Raw genomic sequence first — 17,551 nt, 5'->3', positions numbered from 1 at the left:
TTTTCATTTTAATCAGCTTGTTCCCTTGTCATTTTTTCTCCATAAATCGAATTTTCTGTTCCGAACCGTCTACCCGGATTTCCTGTGGCGACTTGGGGAGAAGCAGGCTGATGAACCAACCATATACCTCACGTTCGACGATGGGCCCATACCCGGCGTAACGGAATTTGTGCTCGACCAACTGGACAAATACGAGGCTCAGGCTACGTTTTTCTGCATCGGCGACAATGTGAGTAAACACCGCGATATGTTTTACAAGGTGATCGAAGCGGGACATGAAATTGGCAACCATACCTTCAACCACCTGAACGGATGGAAAACTCACGATGAGGTGTACTGGGCCAATATTCGGAAATGCCAGCGCCAGATGAGCATCGCCACGAACCTGTTTCGGCCACCCTATGGACGGATCAAAAAAAGCCAGGCGGCGGGGTTGGAGGCCGAGTTCTCGGTCGTGATGTGGGATGTACTGACCGGCGATTTCGACCAGACCCTGACGCCCGAAACGGTGCTGCAAAAAAGCATCAAATACACCAAACCAGGGTCGATCGTGGTCTTTCACGATAGCCTGAAAGCCTGGACGAACCTGCACTACGCCTTGCCGCGGTATCTGGCCCACTTCACCGCCCTGGGCTACCAGTTCAGGGCCGTGCCGCAACCGGTTTATGCCTGAACTGCCCTACGTATCGGTACTGATAGCCGCCCGCAACGAAGAGGCCACCATCAACTCGTGCCTGGCTGCACTGGCTGCACTCGACTACCCAACCAACCGCTACGAGGTACTGACAGGCAACGACGGATCGACCGACAGAACGGCCAGTATCGTTCAGGAATTCATTGCCGACAAGCCAAACTTCGGGCTGTTCCAGATTGCAGAAAACGCGCTACTGAACGGAAAAGCCAATGTGCTGGCGCAATTGGCGCACCGGGCAAAAGGCGATTTTCTGTTTATCACCGATGCCGATGTGCGCGTTCCTCCTTCCTGGTTAACCAGTTTAGTTGCTGACTTCAAACTGGGAACGGGCATCGTCACCGGCACGACCCTCGTTACGGGTTCCGGCCTCTGGTCGCGGCTTCAGGCAGTAGACTGGCTGCTTGCCTTCGGGCTGATTCACCTCGGAACGTACCTGGGGTTACCCCTTACCGGGTCGGGCAATAACATGGCCGTTCGGCGGGAAGCCTACGATGCCGTTGGCGGCTTTGCGGGCATTCCCTTTTCCGTGGTCGAAGATTATACGCTCTTTCAGGCCATTGTGGCGAAAGGGTACGGGTACGCGCACCGACTGAACGCTGATGTGCTGGCCGAAACGCTTCCTGCACCTACGCTGGCAACGTACCTGCAACAACGCAAGCGCTGGATGCGGGGTGCATTTTCACTGCCGTTACCATTGCTCGGTGGTGTACTTTTCCAGTACCTGCTCGTTCCCCTTCTGGTGCTTGTCTGCCTTTTTTCCGTCAAAATCGCGCTGTCGATTTACGCCGTTAAGCTACTGATTCAAAGCCTGTTGCTGGCCTATACCTTGCAACGTACCCAGCAAACGCACCGCTGGTTTGATGCCGTTCTGTACGAACCGTATCAGGTTGTGCTGGGTACGTTATCGGTGCTGTATTACCTGCTTCCGATTCCCATCCGCTGGAAAGGACGTACCTATTAACTGGCGTTTTGGCCGTTTCTTTGCGGCATGTTGACCTTCATTGACACCCACGCTCACATTTACGACGAAAAATACGAAGCCGACCGTCTCATCGACGGGGAACCAGTTGGCACCCGCGACGATATGCTGCAACGGGCTTTTTCGGAAGGCATTTCAACTATCTGGATGCCTAACTGCGCCACCGAGACCATTGCCGGTATGATGGACCTGGCGACGCAATACCCCGACCAATGCCGACCGATGATGGGCCTCCACCCTACCTACGTCAACGAAACAGTCGATACGGAACTGGCCACCGTTGAGCAATGGCTAAACGCCCAACCGTTTATGGCCATAGGCGAAATCGGGCTCGATTTTTACTGGGACATGGCCTTCGTGCCGCAGCAGTTTATGGCGTTTGAACAGCAGTTGCGCTGGGCATCGGACCGGAACCTATTCGTATCGCTGCACACCCGCTCGGGCCACGACCGGAATGCCATGATGGAAGCCGCCGATCTGATGGAGAAACTGGCGCTACCCAATCTAAGGGGCATTTTCCACTGCTTCGTTGGCAATTTGGAGGAAGCCCGCCGCGCTATCGACATGGGCTTTTTGCTGGGCATCGGCGGCGTAGCCACCTACAAAAATGGTGGACTCGACAAGGTAATCCCCCACATCAGCCTCGACCATCTGGTGCTCGAAACGGATGCCCCCTATCTTGCTCCCGTTCCCTTCCGGGGAAAACGCAACGAACCCGCCTACCTCAGGTACGTTGCCGGTCGCCTCGCCGAACTCACCGGTACGTCGGTGGAAGAAGTGGCCGCTATTACCACACGTAACGCTTTATCAATTATTGGTTATTAGTTGCTCCGCTTTAGACCAAGGCGGAGCAACTAATAACCAATTTTCCCACCCCTATGCTTCATCTCAATATAACGCCAAATCCGGCTGGGTCTATCTTAGTCATTTACACCGGCGGAACGCTCGGCATGGTCTACGACCGCTCAGCAGATCCCGCAAAGACGGGGCAGTTGATGCCGTTCGATTTCAGTCAGGTCATTGAAAAAGTGCCCGAAATTGGTCGGCTCGACTTCGACGTATCGCTCATTAATCTGGAACCAATCATCGACTCATCAGATGTGAAGCCAACGGTGTGGGTACGTCTCGCCCAGACGATCGAAACGCATTACGATCAGTTTGATAGCTTCGTGATCCTGCACGGCACCGACACGATGGCCTACACGGCTTCGGCGCTGAGTTTCATGCTCACTAATCTGGGCAAACCCGTTATTCTGACCGGAGCGCAATTACCCATCGGCGTGGCGCGTACCGATGCGCGTGAAAACCTGCTGACGGCGCTCGAAATCGCCGCCGACCGGCAGGATGGCCGGCCGGCCGTGCCCGAAGTGTGTATCTATTTCAATTCGCTGCTGTTGCGCGGAAACCGGGCCAAGAAGCGGGAAAGCGTACATTTCAACGCCTTTCATTCCGAAAATTACCCGCACCTGGCCATGGCCGGCGTGCGGATCGAATACAACCGTCCGTTTATTGCCCGTCAGGATATGGCGTTGCCGTTCAGCATCAGTACGGCCGTTGATGATAACGTAACGATCCTGAAGCTGTTTCCCGGCATCAAACCGGCCGTTATCAATGCAGTGCTGGCTATACCGGGGTTACGGGGCGTGGTGCTCGAAACGTTTGGTGCAGGCAACGTACCTACCGATGCCTGGCTGGCCGAAGCCTTGCGGGCGGCCATTGCCAGGGGTGTCGTGATCGTCAATGTATCGCAGTGCGAAGGGGGGCGCGTCACGCAGGGACAGTACCAGACCAGCACGCGTCTGCAACAGATTGGTGTGGTGAGCGGGGCCGACATGACCACTGAGGCCGCCATCACCAAACTGATGGTGTTGCTGGGGCAGGAAACCGACACAAAGTCGATCGAACGACAGTTTGGCCAGTCAATGCGGGGCGAAATGGGCAATTAAACGCGGTCTGGGCCGTATATTTATCCGACCCAATCCTCACTGGGACAAGCCTGGTGGGGTTTTCGTTTGCGTCAATCAGCATTATGCGGCTCATTTATCTACTTGCTCTTTCGCTCACTGCACTCACTACCTCCCTCTCCGCCCAACAATCGGCACCCGAATTACCACTCGGTTTCGAAGAGTACGATCCGGTTTCTACCCTGAAAGTACCGGAGCATAAACTGACCCGGGCCAAATACCCATTCATTGATGTGCACAATCATCAATGGAACATGGACAACGTAAATCTGCGGCCGCTACTAGCTCAGATGGACAGCCTGAACATGGGCATCATGGTGAATCTGAGTGGTCGTGGTTGGGGTAAAGCCGCCGAAAGTGATAAGTTCTTTTCCGAATCGCTGGCGAACATTAAAAAGACCAACACCCCTCATCTGGTGCTGTTTACCAACGTATTGTTCGATGGCATTGGCAAGCCGGGCTGGACCGATGAAGCCGTAAAACGCCTCGAAGCCGACGTAAAAGCCGGGGCCTGCGGACTGAAGATTTACAAAAGTCTGGGCATGGATACCAAAGATGATAAAGGCCAGCGCGTGGCCGTCGATGATCCGCGCCTCGATCCAATCTGGGCCAAATGCGGGCAGTTGGGCATCCCGGTCATTATTCACACCGCCGATCCTAAGCCGTTCTGGGACCCGATGGACCGGTATAATGAACGCTGGCTGGAACTGAAACTGCACCCCGGCCGGAAACGCTCGGATAAAAACCCTGTTTCCTGGGAACAGTTGCTGACCGAGCAACATAACGTGTTTCGGAAGAATCCAAAAACAACGTTCATTAATGCCCATATGGGCTGGTACCCAAATAACCTCGCCAAATTGGACAGCCTTATGGGCGTTTATCCCAACATGGTGCTCGAAATTGGAGCTGTCATCGCTGAACTCGGTCGGCAACCCCGCGCGGCGAATCGGTTTTTCACGAAGTACCAGGATCGGATCGTGTTCGGAAAAGACAGTTGGGTGCCCAGCGAATACGCCACCTATTTCCGCGTGCTCGAAACCGACGATGAGTACTTTCCCTACCACAAAAAATACCATGCCTTCTGGCGCATGTACGGGATGGCTCTTCCCGATGAGGTGCTGAAAAAAGTGTATTACAAAAACGCCCTCCGTATTATCCCCGGCCTGGATAAAAGCCTATTTCCGAAGTAAGCTGTGGAAGGCTGCGCCAAGCGTCAGGTGGGGTTCTGGTTGACCAGCCTCACTGAAAAGAGGCTCTAAATGCAAGCGGTGACTGGTTCGTTTTTGTCTTGAACAGCTTACTAAACGATTGCAGATGTTCAAATCCTAATTCGTACGCAATTTCACTGACGGTTAACTCGGTGGTCGACAACCTTTCTTTCGCTTTTTCGATCAGCTTTTCGTGAATGTGTTGCTGGGTATTTTGTCCGGTCAGGACTTTTAATGAACTGCTTAAATACTTGGGGGAGATATTCAGCGATTGGGCGATATGCCCAACCGTCGGCAGCCCTTTTGAGACCAGGTCATCATTGCCAAAATAGTCGTTCAACAGGTTCTCCAACCGTTCCAGTAGCTGATGGCTCGATTTCTCTCTGGTAATGAACTGCCGATGATAAAACCTGTCGGCATAGTTGAGCAGGGTAACAAGGTGCGAAATGATGATGGGTTTACTAAACGTATCGATCGTTGACTGGCCTTCCTGCTGAATAGTTTTGATGATATCAATCAGCAAAGCCTCTTCTTTTCCAGATAGAAACAAGGCTTCATTCACCGAATAATCCCAAAAATCGTACTGCTTGATTGTTGTGGCCAATGGTGTATTCCACAGAAAATCAGGATGGATGAGCAACATCCATCCTGATTGGTTGAGTTGGGTAGCCTGCTTATTAACCGAGAGGCTTAGCACCTGGTTGGGCGATATACAGGACATAATTCCCTCATCATAGTCATACGTTTGCTGCCCGTACTTCAATTTAATTTCGTTGTAATTGGCCACCCGTTTAAGGCCAATGCAATAGAAATCACAAACCCATGTCGCCGACTCGCTCAGTGTTATACCAGCAACGGATTCCAGTTCAAACACACTAATCAACGGGTGCGCTGGTTTGGGCAGTTGCCTGAACTGCAGAAATTCGCTGATGGTTTTAAACCGCTTCATCGGGTTAGTTTTCCTTTCTTATTTCAAGAACGATTTTGCCGCGCACGTGTTTGGTTTCGCTCTGGCGATGGGCATCAGCCACCTGTTGCAGCGGGTATACATTGCTCACCACCGCTTTTACTTTCCCCTCGTTGATCAGTTGGGTGGTCCCACTCAAAGAGGATGTATAGGTGGTTACACTACCTCCGCCCACCAGGGTTCCGGTGGCGTTCTTTCGGGTCAGTGCATTCAGAAAATCGGCCGAAAAGGGCTGATCCAGGTGCGTACACACAAACAGGCCTCCCTCCTTTAGTACGTCAACCGACCTCAACCGGATGCTCTCGTCGCGCCCAGGCGTAGCGTTGAATACGAGATCTATATCGCGCAGCAGCTCGTCGAAACGCTCGGTATTGTAATCAATTACTTCGTCGGCACCCAGTTCGTTCAAAAAGTCAACGTTGTGAGCGGAAGCCGTTCCTATGACGTACCCACCCTTTGCTTTGGCAATCTGCACCGCCAGATTGCCCACGCCACCGGCCGCACCGTGAATCAGCACACGCTGTCCTGGTTGGACATTACCTAAATCCACGATTCCGTTCCAGGCAATCAGCGCACAGGAGGGAAGGGCCCCGGCCTCGTTGAAGGTGATATGGTCTGGCATCAACGAAAACTGGCTTGCCTTCGCGGCAATATAGTCAGCATAACTTCCATCGCCGGGGAAATTCGGAACGCCATACACTTTATCCCCTTTTTTAAAGTCAGTTACCTCACCGCCAGTTTCCTCCACAATCCCCGCTACATCCAGACCGAGGCCCAGCGGTAATGTCAGGAAAGAGCGCAACGCCTCATTTCCACCCTGACGGATAACGTAATCGGCCGGATTGACGCTGCTGGCGTATACGGCTACTAATAGCTCATCGGCTGCTGGAACGGGGCGTTCTACCTCTTCCAGTTTCAATACCTCAGGTCCGCCAAATTCATGAATTCTGATCGCTTTCATAGCTCTGTTTTTGTTCATGCAAAGGTCTGCACGCCTGTCAAGACAGAGTTAGCCGAAATGCCTTTTAGCTTAGTCAAAATTCATGTAAGCGTTACTTAGCTGCCATGATACTCAGCGGATCACGTGTTGTCGTATGCCCGCTTCGTTCACATAATACCGTCCAGTAAACATATGATCATTTATAATATTAACTAGATCAGGTAGCCTACTTTCGTATATACGAATAAACATATGTGCATGCTTGTTCGTGCAAAATATAGTATCCAGTCAGGAGATAGTCTGTTTTTCTACCGCTGGTAGTAGGCAAAAAGTACACAAAATTCAGTCTTGCATTTCTTAATAGTTTACCAATCAACAATAAACGCTCACGTATGATTATTTCTACTTTATCCTCCTGTATCCTCACACCCTTGCCATCCAACAGGTGGTTAGCCGTAAGGAACATAATGACCAGTGGCATTATAGTGCTCATCATGGCCATACTGCCTTTTTCATTAAAGGCGCAGATTTCAGGCTTCACAACGGCTCAGATTGAGGAAGGAACGGGTTGCGACTGGCCTTTCAGCTCGCTGGCAGCCAGACCATCAGATGGTAAAATATTCGGATTCTGGCGCAAAGGATCCGGGCAGACAGCCATTTACAAACTGATCGGTTTTGATGGCACTAACTGGACAACCGTCAGTACGTTCGCTCCAACAGGCAACAGCAACTCGCCGATCAACATACCCAATTTCGATTCGGCCTCAGACGACGTAGATATCGCCATTGATGCACTGGGCCGGTTTCACGTTGTTTTCAGAGGGTCACGGGGAGAATCATTAACCAGCACCCGGGGGGTATGGTACGGTGTGAGCACCAATGGCACCAGTTGGACTTTTACCGAAATCCAGACGTTCTCCGATCCCAGTGGTTTCAAAGGCACCGATGATCCAGTGATCGAGGTGGATGCTGCCAATCAGCCCCATATTGGCTTTCGCATTTCTGATGTAAACAGCCCCCGGACGTACGGGATCCGTTATTACCGCTACACGGGCACAGAGTGGGTTGGCGAGACAGCCCTGAGCATAAGCGGTGGCGTACCAGCCAATGAAATAAACAATTTCGATATGGCCATTGATGGCGCCGGCAAAGCGCACATGGCCATTCAGCGGGAAACAGACAACCAGGGCCGCAACGGAGGTTTAGTGTATACGACCAATAGCTCGGGTAGCTGGGCAACGCCCACAGTAATAGCCGAGGGCGCTCAGGACCAGACCCAGGGTAATACGCTGGGTATTGATACCGACGCAGCCAACAAAGTACACATCGTCTATTCCGGGTACCCCGGCCAGATCAATTACACCAACAACATCGGGGGTGCTTTTGCGGCAGGCCAACAGATCAATGGCAACCTATCGGGCAGCATGATCGACGGCTCGTTTCATATCAACAGCAATGGGAGTAAATCCTTTGGTTATAACTCGAGCGGTTTACGATTTGCGTATCAGCCAGGTGGTACGGGCACCTGGGCAACGGGCCTTGCCTACACCACGCCAACCGGAGCGAGTGCCTTCAACTACCCATCTGCTATTCTGTCGTCCAGCGGCCGGATCGTTATCCTGTTCGATAACCTGACTACGGGTAACGGCGCATGTAGTGCGCAAAATACCCGTAAGCTCTGGTATGCCACGGCAACGGCTCAAGCACCAACAACGCCAGTGCCCAGTTTCACGCAAAACCCGGCGTCGACCGCCGTTTGTACCGGTAATACAGTCACGTTTACCGCCACCGCTACGGGGGCGACGAGTTTTCAGTGGCAACGCGATAACAGCGCGGCCTTCAGTTCACCGACAACGATTAACTCCGCAGGTATCTATTCTATTTCGACCTCCGGCACCACCAGTACGCTGACCATCAGCGCTAATGCATCGGTAAACGGGCAGTATTTCCGGGCCGTAGCTACCAACAGCACAGGCTCAACCAACTCAAGCGGGGCCTTGCTCACGGTCAACACACTCCCTACAGTGTCGATCACAGGCCTGGCCAGTGCCTATTGTAAGGACGCTACGGCCGTGACCCTGGCGGGAACGCCGACAGGCGGCAGCTTTACCGTTGACGGAACGCCAGCAAGCAGTTTCAACCCGTCGGCGCTGACAACTGGTTCGCACACGGTGGTTTACCGCTATACCAATGGCAATGGTTGTACCAATACGGCCACCCAGAACGTAACGGTGAACCCCTTGCCGACAGTCTCAATTACGGGGCTGGCCAGTGCTTATTGCAAAGATGCCTCAGCTATTACGCTGACAGGCTCACCCACGGGCGGCAGCTTTACTATTGATGGTACAACAGCGACCAGCTTCAACCCCAGTGCGTTGGCTTCGGGTTCGCATGCAGTGGTTTACCGCTATACGAATGGCAACGGTTGTACCAATACGGCCACCCAGAACGTAACCATCAACGCTCTGCCTGTTATCTCGATCACGAATCTGGCCAACGCCTACTGTAAAGATGCCACTGCGGTTACACTGACGGGTACCCCTACAGGCGGCAGCTTCACCGTGGATGGCACACCAGCCACCAGTTTCAACCCAGCCAGCCTGACTACGGGATCACACATGGTAGTCTACCGCTACACCAACGGCAACGGCTGTAGCAATTCGACTACTCAAACTGTAACGGTTAACCCCCTACCGGTCGTTTCGATTACAGGTCTGGCCAGTGCCTACTGTAAAGATGCCCCGGCCGTGACCCTGACGGGAACGCCAACGGGTGGCAGCTTCACCATCGATGGCAGTGGCACGGCCGTTACCCAGTTCACCCCCGCTTCGCTTGCCGATGGTTCGCACACGGTGCGCTACGCCTACACCGATGGCAATGGCTGTAGCAATTCGACCGTCCAAAACGTGACGGTCAATCCCCTGCCGGTTGTAACTATTACAGGGCTGGCCAACGCCTATTGCCAGGACGCAGCAGTGGTTCCCCTGACAGCAACCCCGGCGGGCGGCAGCTTCACCATCGACGGAACAGCAGCTACCCAGTTCAATCCGGCCAAACTGCTGGCGGGAAACCGTACGGTGGGCTACACTTATACGGATGCCAACGGCTGCGTGGGAACCACCACCCAGACGGTGACGGTCAACGCGCTACCGGTCGTCTCGATCACGGGTCTGGCCAGCGCTTACTGCCGCGATGCGGCCCCCGTCACCCTGACAGGAACGCCTGCCGGCGGCAGTTTTACCATCGATAACGTAGCGGCCACCCAGTTTGTATCGGGCACGCTGGCGATCGGCGCACACTCGGTACGCTTTGTCTATACTGATACCAACGGGTGCACCAACAGTACCACCCAGAGCGTGACAGTCAATCCCCTGCCTTTCCTCTCGATCACGGGACTGGCCGGCGAGTACTGTAAAGATGCTCCGGCCGTGACCCTGACCGCTACACCCGCAGGCGGCAGCTTCGCCATCGACGGCACGCCCGCTACCCAATTCAACCCCGCTAACCTGGCCGTGGGCAACCGCACCGTCGACTACCACTACACCGACGGCAATGGCTGCGCGAACACGGCCACCCAGATTGCGCGGGTCAAGGCTGTACCGCCAACGCCCACCCTGCTTACCCAAAGCGGAGGGGCCTACCCCGCCAGCCAGTCGGCCGTAACGGTAGATGTCAACTCGGGTAACGTCAACCTGCTGGTGGGCAACTGTGCAGGCATTATTGCCTGGAGCGGACCCAACAACACCTCGGGCAACGGATCGACCATCGTTGTGCCTACTGATCAGCCAGGTACGTTCACTTACCAGACCAGTTGCCAGGTAGACGGCTGTGTGAGCCAGCTAGCTACGGCTGCGGTCACGGTTGGCGGTCGCCTGACGGTGCTGCACCGGGACGTGGATAACTACGCGGACAACAACGCTATTCAACCCCTGATCGAGTTGCAGAACCAGGGCCTGGGTATGCTGCCCCTGGCCAACCTGACCGTACGTTACTACCTCACGGTCGAAGGAGCCGCCGCGCTGAGCAACCTCTCCATCAACTACGCTCAACTGGGCAACCAGAATGTGCGGCTGCGCTACGTACCCCTCTCACCGGTTCAGACCGGCGCAGCAGGCTACGTCGAGTTCAGCTTCACGGCCGGGGCAGGTTCGCTAGCCTCTGGAGCTAGCACAGGACCCATTCAGGCTTATTTTGCCAAGAGTGACTACTCAGGGCTTAATGAGCTGGACGATTATTCGTATGCTACCGTCCGCAACCAGTTGGCGGGTAACCTGCGTATCACCGCTTACTACAACGGCGTACTCATTGCCGGTGTAGAGCCGGGCAGTGCTACCCAGATCCGGGCGTTGCGGGCCTTGACCGAAAGCAAAAACGGCCCTTCAGCCACCCAGATCAACACCTACCTGGAGATTCGCAACGAGGGCAACGTACCTGTGAATTACAGCGACCTGAAAGTGCGCTACTACTTCACTTCCGATGGCAACGAGCGGTTGCAGGTCGAAGTCGACGAGGGGAACGTGAGCACCCAACTGGTAGCGTTGACCCCCGCCGTGGGTGGAGCTAACTACTACCTGGAAATCCGCTTCAACCAGGCCGGGCAACTGGCACCAGGGGCCAGCACGGGACGGGTACGTTATCGCATCAGTAAGCCCGATGGGGGCCGCTTCGACCAGACCAATGACTACTCCTACCAGGAGCAGCCTGCCGAGTCGAGTGCCAACAGCCGGGTGGTCGTCTACGCGGGTGCCGATCGGGTGTGGGGCCGCGAGCCGGGAGCCGCCTATCGTATAGCGGTAGCCGAACCAACCGCTCAGTTGGAGGTAACGTTGCTGGGCAACCCGGTGCAGGGTGATCTGGTGCGGGTACTGATTAAAGGAGCGGGCACCGAGCCCTTACAATTGCAGTTGGTTAGCGCTCAAGGCCGGGTGATCACCCAGCGGCAGGTAGCTCAGCCGCAGGCTGTGGAACAGCATGAACTGTCGGTGGCTGGTCAGGGGCCGGGCGTGCTGCTCCTGCAGGTGAGTACGCCTACGCAGAGCCGGATTATTAAGGTGCTCAAGACTGACTAGATTACCCCGGGGATACGCCCTGGTTCGTATAAATAACAGTACGCAACAGGTTCAGGTGATGTACACAGTCTAGCGATCAGCCAGGCCGTACATTGTCTGAACCTGTTGCCTGTTGACCCCTATAACCTAGTTATCGTAAATAGACCAAAACCCATAAAGTTTAGGCTATTTTGCAGGAAAGTATTGCTCCAATCAGTCGATGACTATTCGTATGCGTTACCTGCTAGTGCTACTGCTGTTCACAACGTACCCAGCCCTTTCACAAAACAACCGCACGCCCCTGCCCGTCATTTTCGATACGGATATGGGCCCAGATTACGACGATGTTGGTGCCATCACGATGCTTCACAGCTATGCCGATGAAGGTCGAATTAGGATACTGGCCACTATCGCATCGAGTAAATATCCTCGCGTAGTGCCGGTACTAAGTGTCCTTAACACCTATTTCGGGCGACCAACCACTCCTATTGGCGTTCCCAAAGGGTGGGCCGTCACGGATGCCGATTCCCAACATTGGTCCGACACGCTCGTGGCCCGCTATCCGCATGCGCTAAAAACCAATGATGACGCTCCAGATGCAGTATCCGTTTATCGCCAACTACTGGCCCATCAATCCGACAGGAGCGTTACAATCATTACGGTTGGCTTCCTGACCAATCTGGCAAACCTGCTTGATTCTGGTCCCGATCAGTACTCAGAACTACCGGGACACGAGTTAGTGACGCGCAAGGTGAAGCAGTTGGTGAGCATGGCCGGCAAATTTCCGGCGGGCCATGAATACAACGTCCACCGCGACACCACGGCCTCGAAAGTGGTCTACGCCAACTGGCCCACTCCGATGCTACTCAGTGGCTTCGAGATTGGGCAAGCGATCAAAACGGGCGTGCCATTGGTGCAGAACACGACCATCCGCAACAGTCCCGTCAAGGATGTTTTCCGAATTAGCTTACCCCTTTCCGCCGAAGACCGGAACGGCCGAATGAGCTGGGACCAAACCGCCGTGCTGGTAGCTATTGAAGGAACAGAACCCTATTACACCACTAAAACCGGACGGCTCCTTCTTGGCCCCAACGGCAGCAACACCTGGGACGATGCCGGTAAAGGCCATAGGCACCTGGTAGTAAAACGCCCGCCTGCCGAAGTAGAAGCACTGATTAACAAGTTGATGCAGCATCAACCCGGAAACTAATGGCTGGTGTCAGGTGCTTCGCAGATCTATGGGATGATGGGGCTGCCAAGCACTGGCCCTCACCTTCTGTTATCTTCGCCCCCAACCATACTGAGGTAACTGTTGTAGCGGCTTTCGGCAATGTCGCCTTCAATAACAGCGTCTTTGATGGCGCAGCCCGGTTCATTGATATGCAGGCAATTATGGAACCGACACTGATTCAGTCGGTTACGCATTTCGGGAAAGTAATGGGCAATCTCTTCTTTCGACGTTTCAACGAGTCCCAGTTCTTTTATACCAGGCGTATCGATGATGAACGTACCTGGCGTTAGCTCAAACATTTCGGCAAACGTAGTCGTGTGTACGCCTTTGTTGGCAAACGTCGACACTTCGTTTGTGCGTAAATCAAGCGAAGGCGAGATGGCATTGACCAGCGATGATTTCCCTACGCCCGAATGCCCCGACAACAGCGTAATCTTCCCGTCTAGCAGTTTACGAAACGGTTCAACTCCGTCTCCTTCAATAGCCGACGTAGCGAGTGTGTTGTAGCCAATATTTTCATACAGATCCTGCAACTCACGCTGAAACTCAAGCCCCTCTTCGTTTAGGATATCCGTCTTATTAAAGACCACCGTTGTCGGAATTCGGAACGATTCAGCCGCCACCAAAAAACGGTCGATGAAACCGAGCGATGTGCGGGGTAAAGTCAGCGTAGCCAGCAACACCGCCTGATCGAGGTTGGCGGCCAGAATGTGTCCATGCGCCGTTTTATGCACCGACTGCCGGATAATGTAGTTTTCGCGGGGTGCAATGTCGAAGATTACCGCCGTGTTTTCAACTTCATCTTCCACCTCAAACTGCACCCGGTCGCCCACCGCAATGGGGTTAGTGACCTTCAGGTCTTTTATTTTAAATTTTCCTTTCAGCCGGGCGCGGTAAATGTGTCCGTCCGAATTGCGGACGTCGTACCAGGAGCCGGTTGACCGTATAACTAAGCCGTGAGCCAAATGTCGTGTTGTTAGTAGCGTATGGGTAACCTACAAAATGGGCAAAAATGTTTCTCTACTGCCACCGTACCTTTGCCGCATGAAATTTCTGCGTATCCTGCTCCGGGTTCTGCTGGGCCTGCTAGTGTTCATTCTGCTGTTTCTGGCCGTCAGCCTGTCACCCAATGACCACACGCCGTATCAGCAAACCGACTTTTACAAGCAGACAGCCGCCCGGCTCGCCGCTTTGCCGGGGTTGCCTACCCCTAAAACGACGTTACGCGCTGGCTGGGCCAAGGCGAATCTGACGCCCTCTTTCACCACACCAACGGGCGGCTACGGCGTTCGGCGTGGCAAGCACTGGACCACCGTGGCGGATTCGGTCTGGGTACGTGCCATCGTATTCGACAATGGAAACGGCCCTATTGCACTGGTTGCTTCCGATCTGCTCATTACGCCACCTACCGTAAGCGAGCAGTTGCGAAAACGCCTGCCCGAAATTGGACTAACCTGGGAATCAGTTTACTTCGGGGCCATACATAGCCACAATAGCCTGGGCGGCTGGGCACCCGGCATCGTGGGCAATCTATTTTCTGGCCCTTACGATCAACGCGTTGTCGATCATATCACCAATACAATTCTGGCTGCCTTACAAAAAGCAAAGGCTGATCTGCACCCTGTCAGCGTGGCGTATCAGCAGGTAAACGCACCTGAATTCGTCTACAACCGCCTCGACGAGAAAAATCCGGTCGATCCGTTTTTCCGGCTGTTACGCCTGACGCGTTCTGATGGCAAAACAGCTACGCTGATAACGTACCCGGCCCACGCTACCCTGATCAACATTTTCAGTTATCAATACCTGTCGCGCGACTGGCCCGGCCGGGTTGTCGATGGTCTGGAACGCGAAACGGGTGGACTGGCGGTTTTTCTGGCTGGAGCCGTGGGGAGCATGGGGCCGAAAGGACCACCAACCGGCAAAGATTTTCCGTTGGTAAATCAGTACGCCAGCGACATACTAGCCCGCCTGAAACCAGAATTAACCAAATCGCCACCCCGCCCCGACAGCGCAGGCGGCCAGGTTCCGCTTGGCCTGCTCACGCTCCCCCTTTCTCTCCGCGACCCGGCCCCCCGTGTTCTGGGCGACTGGCGCATCCGGCCCTGGCTGTTTCACTCGATATACGGTGATTACCCCTCCGACCTGAAAGCCCTGCGTATCGGCCCGGCCCTGCTCATTGGCGCACCCTGTGATTTCTCCGGCGAGTTATTACCTCCGTTGACACAAGCGGCTAAACAGCAAGGACTTGACCTGCTTGTAACGAGTTTCAATGGTGGATACGTTGGCTACATCACGCCCGACAAGTATTACGAAAAAGATGCCTACGAAACCCGTGTTATGAACTGGTTTGGCCCGCAAAATGGTGCTTACTTTTCCGAAATAATGACGGGTTTGGTCAAGAAGGCCGGCAGGAATAATTTTTAGTGATGCCATATCCTGGCCCTATAGCATCACTAAAAATCACTCCTTCACCAATACATCCAGCCCCCTCCACTGTTCGCGCAGCAACGTACCTAATGCCCGCAGACCCCATTCTTCGGTGCGGCGGTGACCGATGGCAATGACGCCCATACCCGTTTCGTCAACGGCTTTTTGCGTTCCTTTTCGGTACTCGCCGGTCAGGTACAGCGTGACGTTCCGCTCATGGGCTTCATGGATTAATGCCGGGTTCATCGCGCCAACTACGGCAATCCGTTCATGTGTATGTGCTTGCCCACGTTCGGCACGGTCATAACCTACAAACTCTTTTCCGATCTGGTCAAGCCATTCTTCGTAGGTACGTTCAGGTACGTTGCCAATCATCCCAATCGGGCGTTTTGGCAACGTACCTACCAACTCATCTACCGCCTGTTTGTAGCCTAACTCCTCCAGTGATTCCATCGCCAACACGTTGGCCAATAGTTTGTTGTAGCCTGTCGTCAGGTGTTCATCAAAGGGCAAATGGTGCATCAGTATGCCAACGTCAGCCGGAAAAAGGGCAAGGTTTAGTTTCCAGGGGCGATGCAGCCAAAGCGCATCCAGACGCTCGGAACGTACCCAGTTGGCTATATCCGGCCACGGTTCAAGAGCCAGGCCAATGCGTTGAACAGGCCTACCGGAAGGGTTGTACAGGCCACCTCGTTCGCTGATTGGGAAGCGATCGGTAGCGAAAATATCGGCCAGATGGGCCAAGATATCGTTGAGCAGCAACTGGTTGTTCATAAAAGGACAACCTTGTCTGCTGGCAAAGGTTACTGTGCGGCACGCTTCCTGCCCTGTTGAAGCAACGCTTAGTAAGCTTTTAGCAGGTTGACATCCTCTTCGGTTACAGGCTCGATCGGTGAAGAAACTGGCCTGACAACTTCTTCACGATGAAATTTCCCCCAGGCACCCAATGCTTTTAATACGGGTTCGAGGGTCATGCCGTGCCTGGTCAATTCATACTCCGTCACGATGGGTGAAGTTGCGTAAACGGTTCGTTTTACCAGCTTATTCAGTTCCAGCTCGCGCAGTTCTTTACTCAGCATTCTGGACGTAATGCCTTTGACCTGGCGCTGTAGCTCGTTGAAGCGGCGTGGCTGGTCACATAGAGCAAAAATGATGGCAAACCGCCATTTCCCACCAACCACATAGAGGGCATCCTGCACTGCCTGAAGTTCAACCCGATCGTCACTAGTCCCTGTCATAACACTGATTATCAGCGCAGTTCCCTAAAGTATAGTAGTATACTGAAGTATATCAGCACACCATACCTGCCCCGGTAAAGATAGCTTTGTAGCCTCAGTAATCGACAAAGAATAGTATGAAACAACTCATTCGTAAGCAGGATCAGCAGCAGGTTCACCTCTTTGGCGGCAATTTCCACACCAACAAACCCGTGGTCCAGGGTGTCCGGCCGGCGCTGGCTCCCTACTCAAACCTGTTCTACTGGTCGCACGCTATTGCCACAGGCAACTGCGAATTCGGGTTGCATCCACACGAAGGCTGGGAAATAATGACGTTCATCCTGGCAGGTCAGAACACACATTATGACACAGAAAGTCGAACATGGACCGCACTCGAGACAGGTGACTTTCAGGTAATTCAGGCAGGGTCGGGCCTGGAACATGCTGAGAAGATTGTGGCAGGTACCCGGTCGTTCCAAATTTGGTTTGACCCGAATTTTCAGCAGTCGCTACGGCAAAAGCCCACGTACACCGATTACCATGCCGACCAGCTTAAGCCTGTTGAAGAAAACGGGCTTCGGGTAACCTATTATGTTGGCGGAAACGGTCCGGCAGCAGCCCAAACCAACGGATTAATCATTCGGAAACTGCACATGCCAGCCCGGACAAAGCATCGGCTTTCGCTAAATATCGCCAACCATCACGCTTTTTACGTGCTCCACGGCTCCCCAGAGCTTGCCGGTGACCTGCTGGCCGAAAATGATATGCTCCGGGTAAGTGGGGAAGCGGAAATTTCACTGGCCACTGAACTGGATAGTGATGTATTCGTGATTGAAAATCCGCTTCAGCTTCTTTACAAAACAGCCTGGCAATAAA

Annotated in this window: 14 protein-coding genes; 9 read left to right on the top strand and 5 right to left on the bottom strand. The window is 53.8% G+C overall.

What is annotated here, in order from left to right:
* Positions 1-25 precede the first annotated feature (25 nt).
* From ACFE8Q_RS09990 to ACFE8Q_RS09970, 5 genes are all read left to right on the top strand, one after another.
* On the top strand, positions 26-673 hold the full coding sequence (locus tag ACFE8Q_RS09990) for a polysaccharide deacetylase family protein (protein ID WP_375445245.1): 648 nt from the start codon (positions 26-28) through the stop codon (positions 671-673).
* Positions 666-1,655, top strand: coding sequence for a glycosyltransferase (locus ACFE8Q_RS09985; protein ID WP_375445244.1), 990 nt, complete (start codon positions 666-668; stop codon positions 1,653-1,655). Before ACFE8Q_RS09990 ends, ACFE8Q_RS09985 begins: the two co-directional genes overlap by 8 nt.
* Before the next feature lie 27 nt (positions 1,656-1,682).
* The gene (locus ACFE8Q_RS09980) at positions 1,683-2,498 is read left to right on the top strand and encodes a TatD family hydrolase (RefSeq protein ID WP_375445243.1); all 816 of its coding nucleotides are present in this window, start codon (positions 1,683-1,685) and stop codon (positions 2,496-2,498) included.
* Between the two features lie 53 nt (positions 2,499-2,551).
* Complete coding sequence (locus tag ACFE8Q_RS09975) at positions 2,552-3,619, top strand: asparaginase (protein ID WP_375445242.1); 1,068 nt, start codon at positions 2,552-2,554, stop codon at positions 3,617-3,619.
* 83 nt (positions 3,620-3,702) lie between these two features.
* Entirely contained in the window at positions 3,703-4,827 is a 1,125-nt protein-coding gene (locus ACFE8Q_RS09970) for an amidohydrolase family protein (protein ID WP_375445241.1), read from the top strand.
* A gap of 49 nt (positions 4,828-4,876) precedes the next feature.
* Here the strand turns inward: ACFE8Q_RS09970 and ACFE8Q_RS09965 are convergent, their stop codons facing one another.
* Positions 4,877-5,794, bottom strand: a complete 918-nt coding sequence (locus ACFE8Q_RS09965; protein WP_375445240.1) for a helix-turn-helix domain-containing protein — start codon at positions 5,792-5,794, stop codon at positions 4,877-4,879.
* 4 nt (positions 5,795-5,798) lie between these two features.
* A complete protein-coding gene (locus ACFE8Q_RS09960; RefSeq protein ID WP_375445239.1) occupies positions 5,799-6,773 on the bottom strand; it encodes an NADP-dependent oxidoreductase in 975 nt (324 codons plus the stop codon).
* 446 nt (positions 6,774-7,219) lie between these two features.
* Here ACFE8Q_RS09960 and ACFE8Q_RS09955 point away from each other — a divergent pair, with 446 nt between their 5' ends.
* Both ACFE8Q_RS09955 and ACFE8Q_RS09950 read left to right on the top strand, forming a co-directional pair.
* Positions 7,220-11,821 carry a cellulose binding domain-containing protein gene (locus ACFE8Q_RS09955; protein WP_375445238.1) on the top strand — a complete coding sequence of 1,534 codons (4,602 nt, stop codon included), beginning with the start codon at positions 7,220-7,222 and terminating at the stop codon, positions 11,819-11,821.
* A 211-nt stretch (positions 11,822-12,032) separates the two neighbouring features.
* A complete protein-coding gene (locus ACFE8Q_RS09950) occupies positions 12,033-13,010 on the top strand; it encodes a nucleoside hydrolase (RefSeq protein ID WP_375445237.1) in 978 nt (325 codons plus the stop codon).
* A 59-nt stretch (positions 13,011-13,069) separates the two neighbouring features.
* Here the strand turns inward: ACFE8Q_RS09950 and rsgA are convergent, their stop codons facing one another.
* The gene (gene rsgA, locus ACFE8Q_RS09945) at positions 13,070-13,996 is read right to left on the bottom strand and encodes a ribosome small subunit-dependent GTPase A (RefSeq protein WP_375445236.1); all 927 of its coding nucleotides are present in this window, start codon (positions 13,994-13,996) and stop codon (positions 13,070-13,072) included.
* 79 nt (positions 13,997-14,075) lie between these two features.
* Here rsgA and ACFE8Q_RS09940 point away from each other — a divergent pair, with 79 nt between their 5' ends.
* A complete protein-coding gene (locus tag ACFE8Q_RS09940; RefSeq protein ID WP_375445235.1) occupies positions 14,076-15,455 on the top strand; it encodes a hypothetical protein in 1,380 nt (459 codons plus the stop codon).
* A 36-nt stretch (positions 15,456-15,491) separates the two neighbouring features.
* On the opposite strand, the gene ACFE8Q_RS09935 is transcribed toward ACFE8Q_RS09940, so the two are convergent.
* Both ACFE8Q_RS09935 and ACFE8Q_RS09930 read right to left on the bottom strand, forming a co-directional pair.
* Positions 15,492-16,232, bottom strand: a complete 741-nt coding sequence (locus ACFE8Q_RS09935; RefSeq protein WP_375445234.1) for a Nif3-like dinuclear metal center hexameric protein — start codon at positions 16,230-16,232, stop codon at positions 15,492-15,494.
* Between the two features lie 68 nt (positions 16,233-16,300).
* Positions 16,301-16,696, bottom strand: a complete 396-nt coding sequence (locus ACFE8Q_RS09930; protein WP_375445233.1) for a winged helix-turn-helix transcriptional regulator — start codon at positions 16,694-16,696, stop codon at positions 16,301-16,303.
* A gap of 116 nt (positions 16,697-16,812) precedes the next feature.
* Here ACFE8Q_RS09930 and ACFE8Q_RS09925 point away from each other — a divergent pair, with 116 nt between their 5' ends.
* Positions 16,813-17,550, top strand: a complete 738-nt coding sequence (locus ACFE8Q_RS09925) for a pirin family protein (protein ID WP_375445232.1) — start codon at positions 16,813-16,815, stop codon at positions 17,548-17,550.
* The last annotated feature ends 1 nt before the right edge of the window (position 17,551 follow it).

This window comes from uncultured Fibrella sp., from assembly GCF_964250085.1.
GTDB lineage: Bacteria > Bacteroidota > Bacteroidia > Cytophagales > Spirosomataceae > Fibrella.
This window is presented reverse-complemented; position numbering and strand designations above follow the sequence as displayed.

Bases quoted from the DNA above. Each gene is read 5' to 3' on its own strand.
- ACFE8Q_RS09985 (WP_375445244.1), top strand. From the start codon at position 666: ATGCCTGAACTGCCCTACGTATCGGTACTGATAGCCGCCCGCAACGAA.
- ACFE8Q_RS09980 (WP_375445243.1), top strand. From the start codon at position 1,683: ATGTTGACCTTCATTGACACCCACGCTCACATTTACGACGAAAAATAC.
- ACFE8Q_RS09975 (WP_375445242.1), top strand. From the start codon at position 2,552: ATGCTTCATCTCAATATAACGCCAAATCCGGCTGGGTCTATCTTAGTC.
- ACFE8Q_RS09970 (WP_375445241.1), top strand. From the start codon at position 3,703: ATGCGGCTCATTTATCTACTTGCTCTTTCGCTCACTGCACTCACTACC.
- ACFE8Q_RS09965 (WP_375445240.1), bottom strand. From the start codon at position 5,794: ATGAAGCGGTTTAAAACCATCAGCGAATTTCTGCAGTTCAGGCAACTG.
- ACFE8Q_RS09960 (WP_375445239.1), bottom strand. From the start codon at position 6,773: ATGAAAGCGATCAGAATTCATGAATTTGGCGGACCTGAGGTATTGAAA.
- ACFE8Q_RS09955 (WP_375445238.1), top strand. From the start codon at position 7,220: ATGACCAGTGGCATTATAGTGCTCATCATGGCCATACTGCCTTTTTCA.
- ACFE8Q_RS09950 (WP_375445237.1), top strand. From the start codon at position 12,033: ATGCGTTACCTGCTAGTGCTACTGCTGTTCACAACGTACCCAGCCCTT.
- ACFE8Q_RS09940 (WP_375445235.1), top strand. From the start codon at position 14,076: ATGAAATTTCTGCGTATCCTGCTCCGGGTTCTGCTGGGCCTGCTAGTG.
- ACFE8Q_RS09935 (WP_375445234.1), bottom strand. From the start codon at position 16,232: ATGAACAACCAGTTGCTGCTCAACGATATCTTGGCCCATCTGGCCGAT.
- ACFE8Q_RS09930 (WP_375445233.1), bottom strand. From the start codon at position 16,696: ATGACAGGGACTAGTGACGATCGGGTTGAACTTCAGGCAGTGCAGGAT.
- ACFE8Q_RS09925 (WP_375445232.1), top strand. From the start codon at position 16,813: ATGAAACAACTCATTCGTAAGCAGGATCAGCAGCAGGTTCACCTCTTT.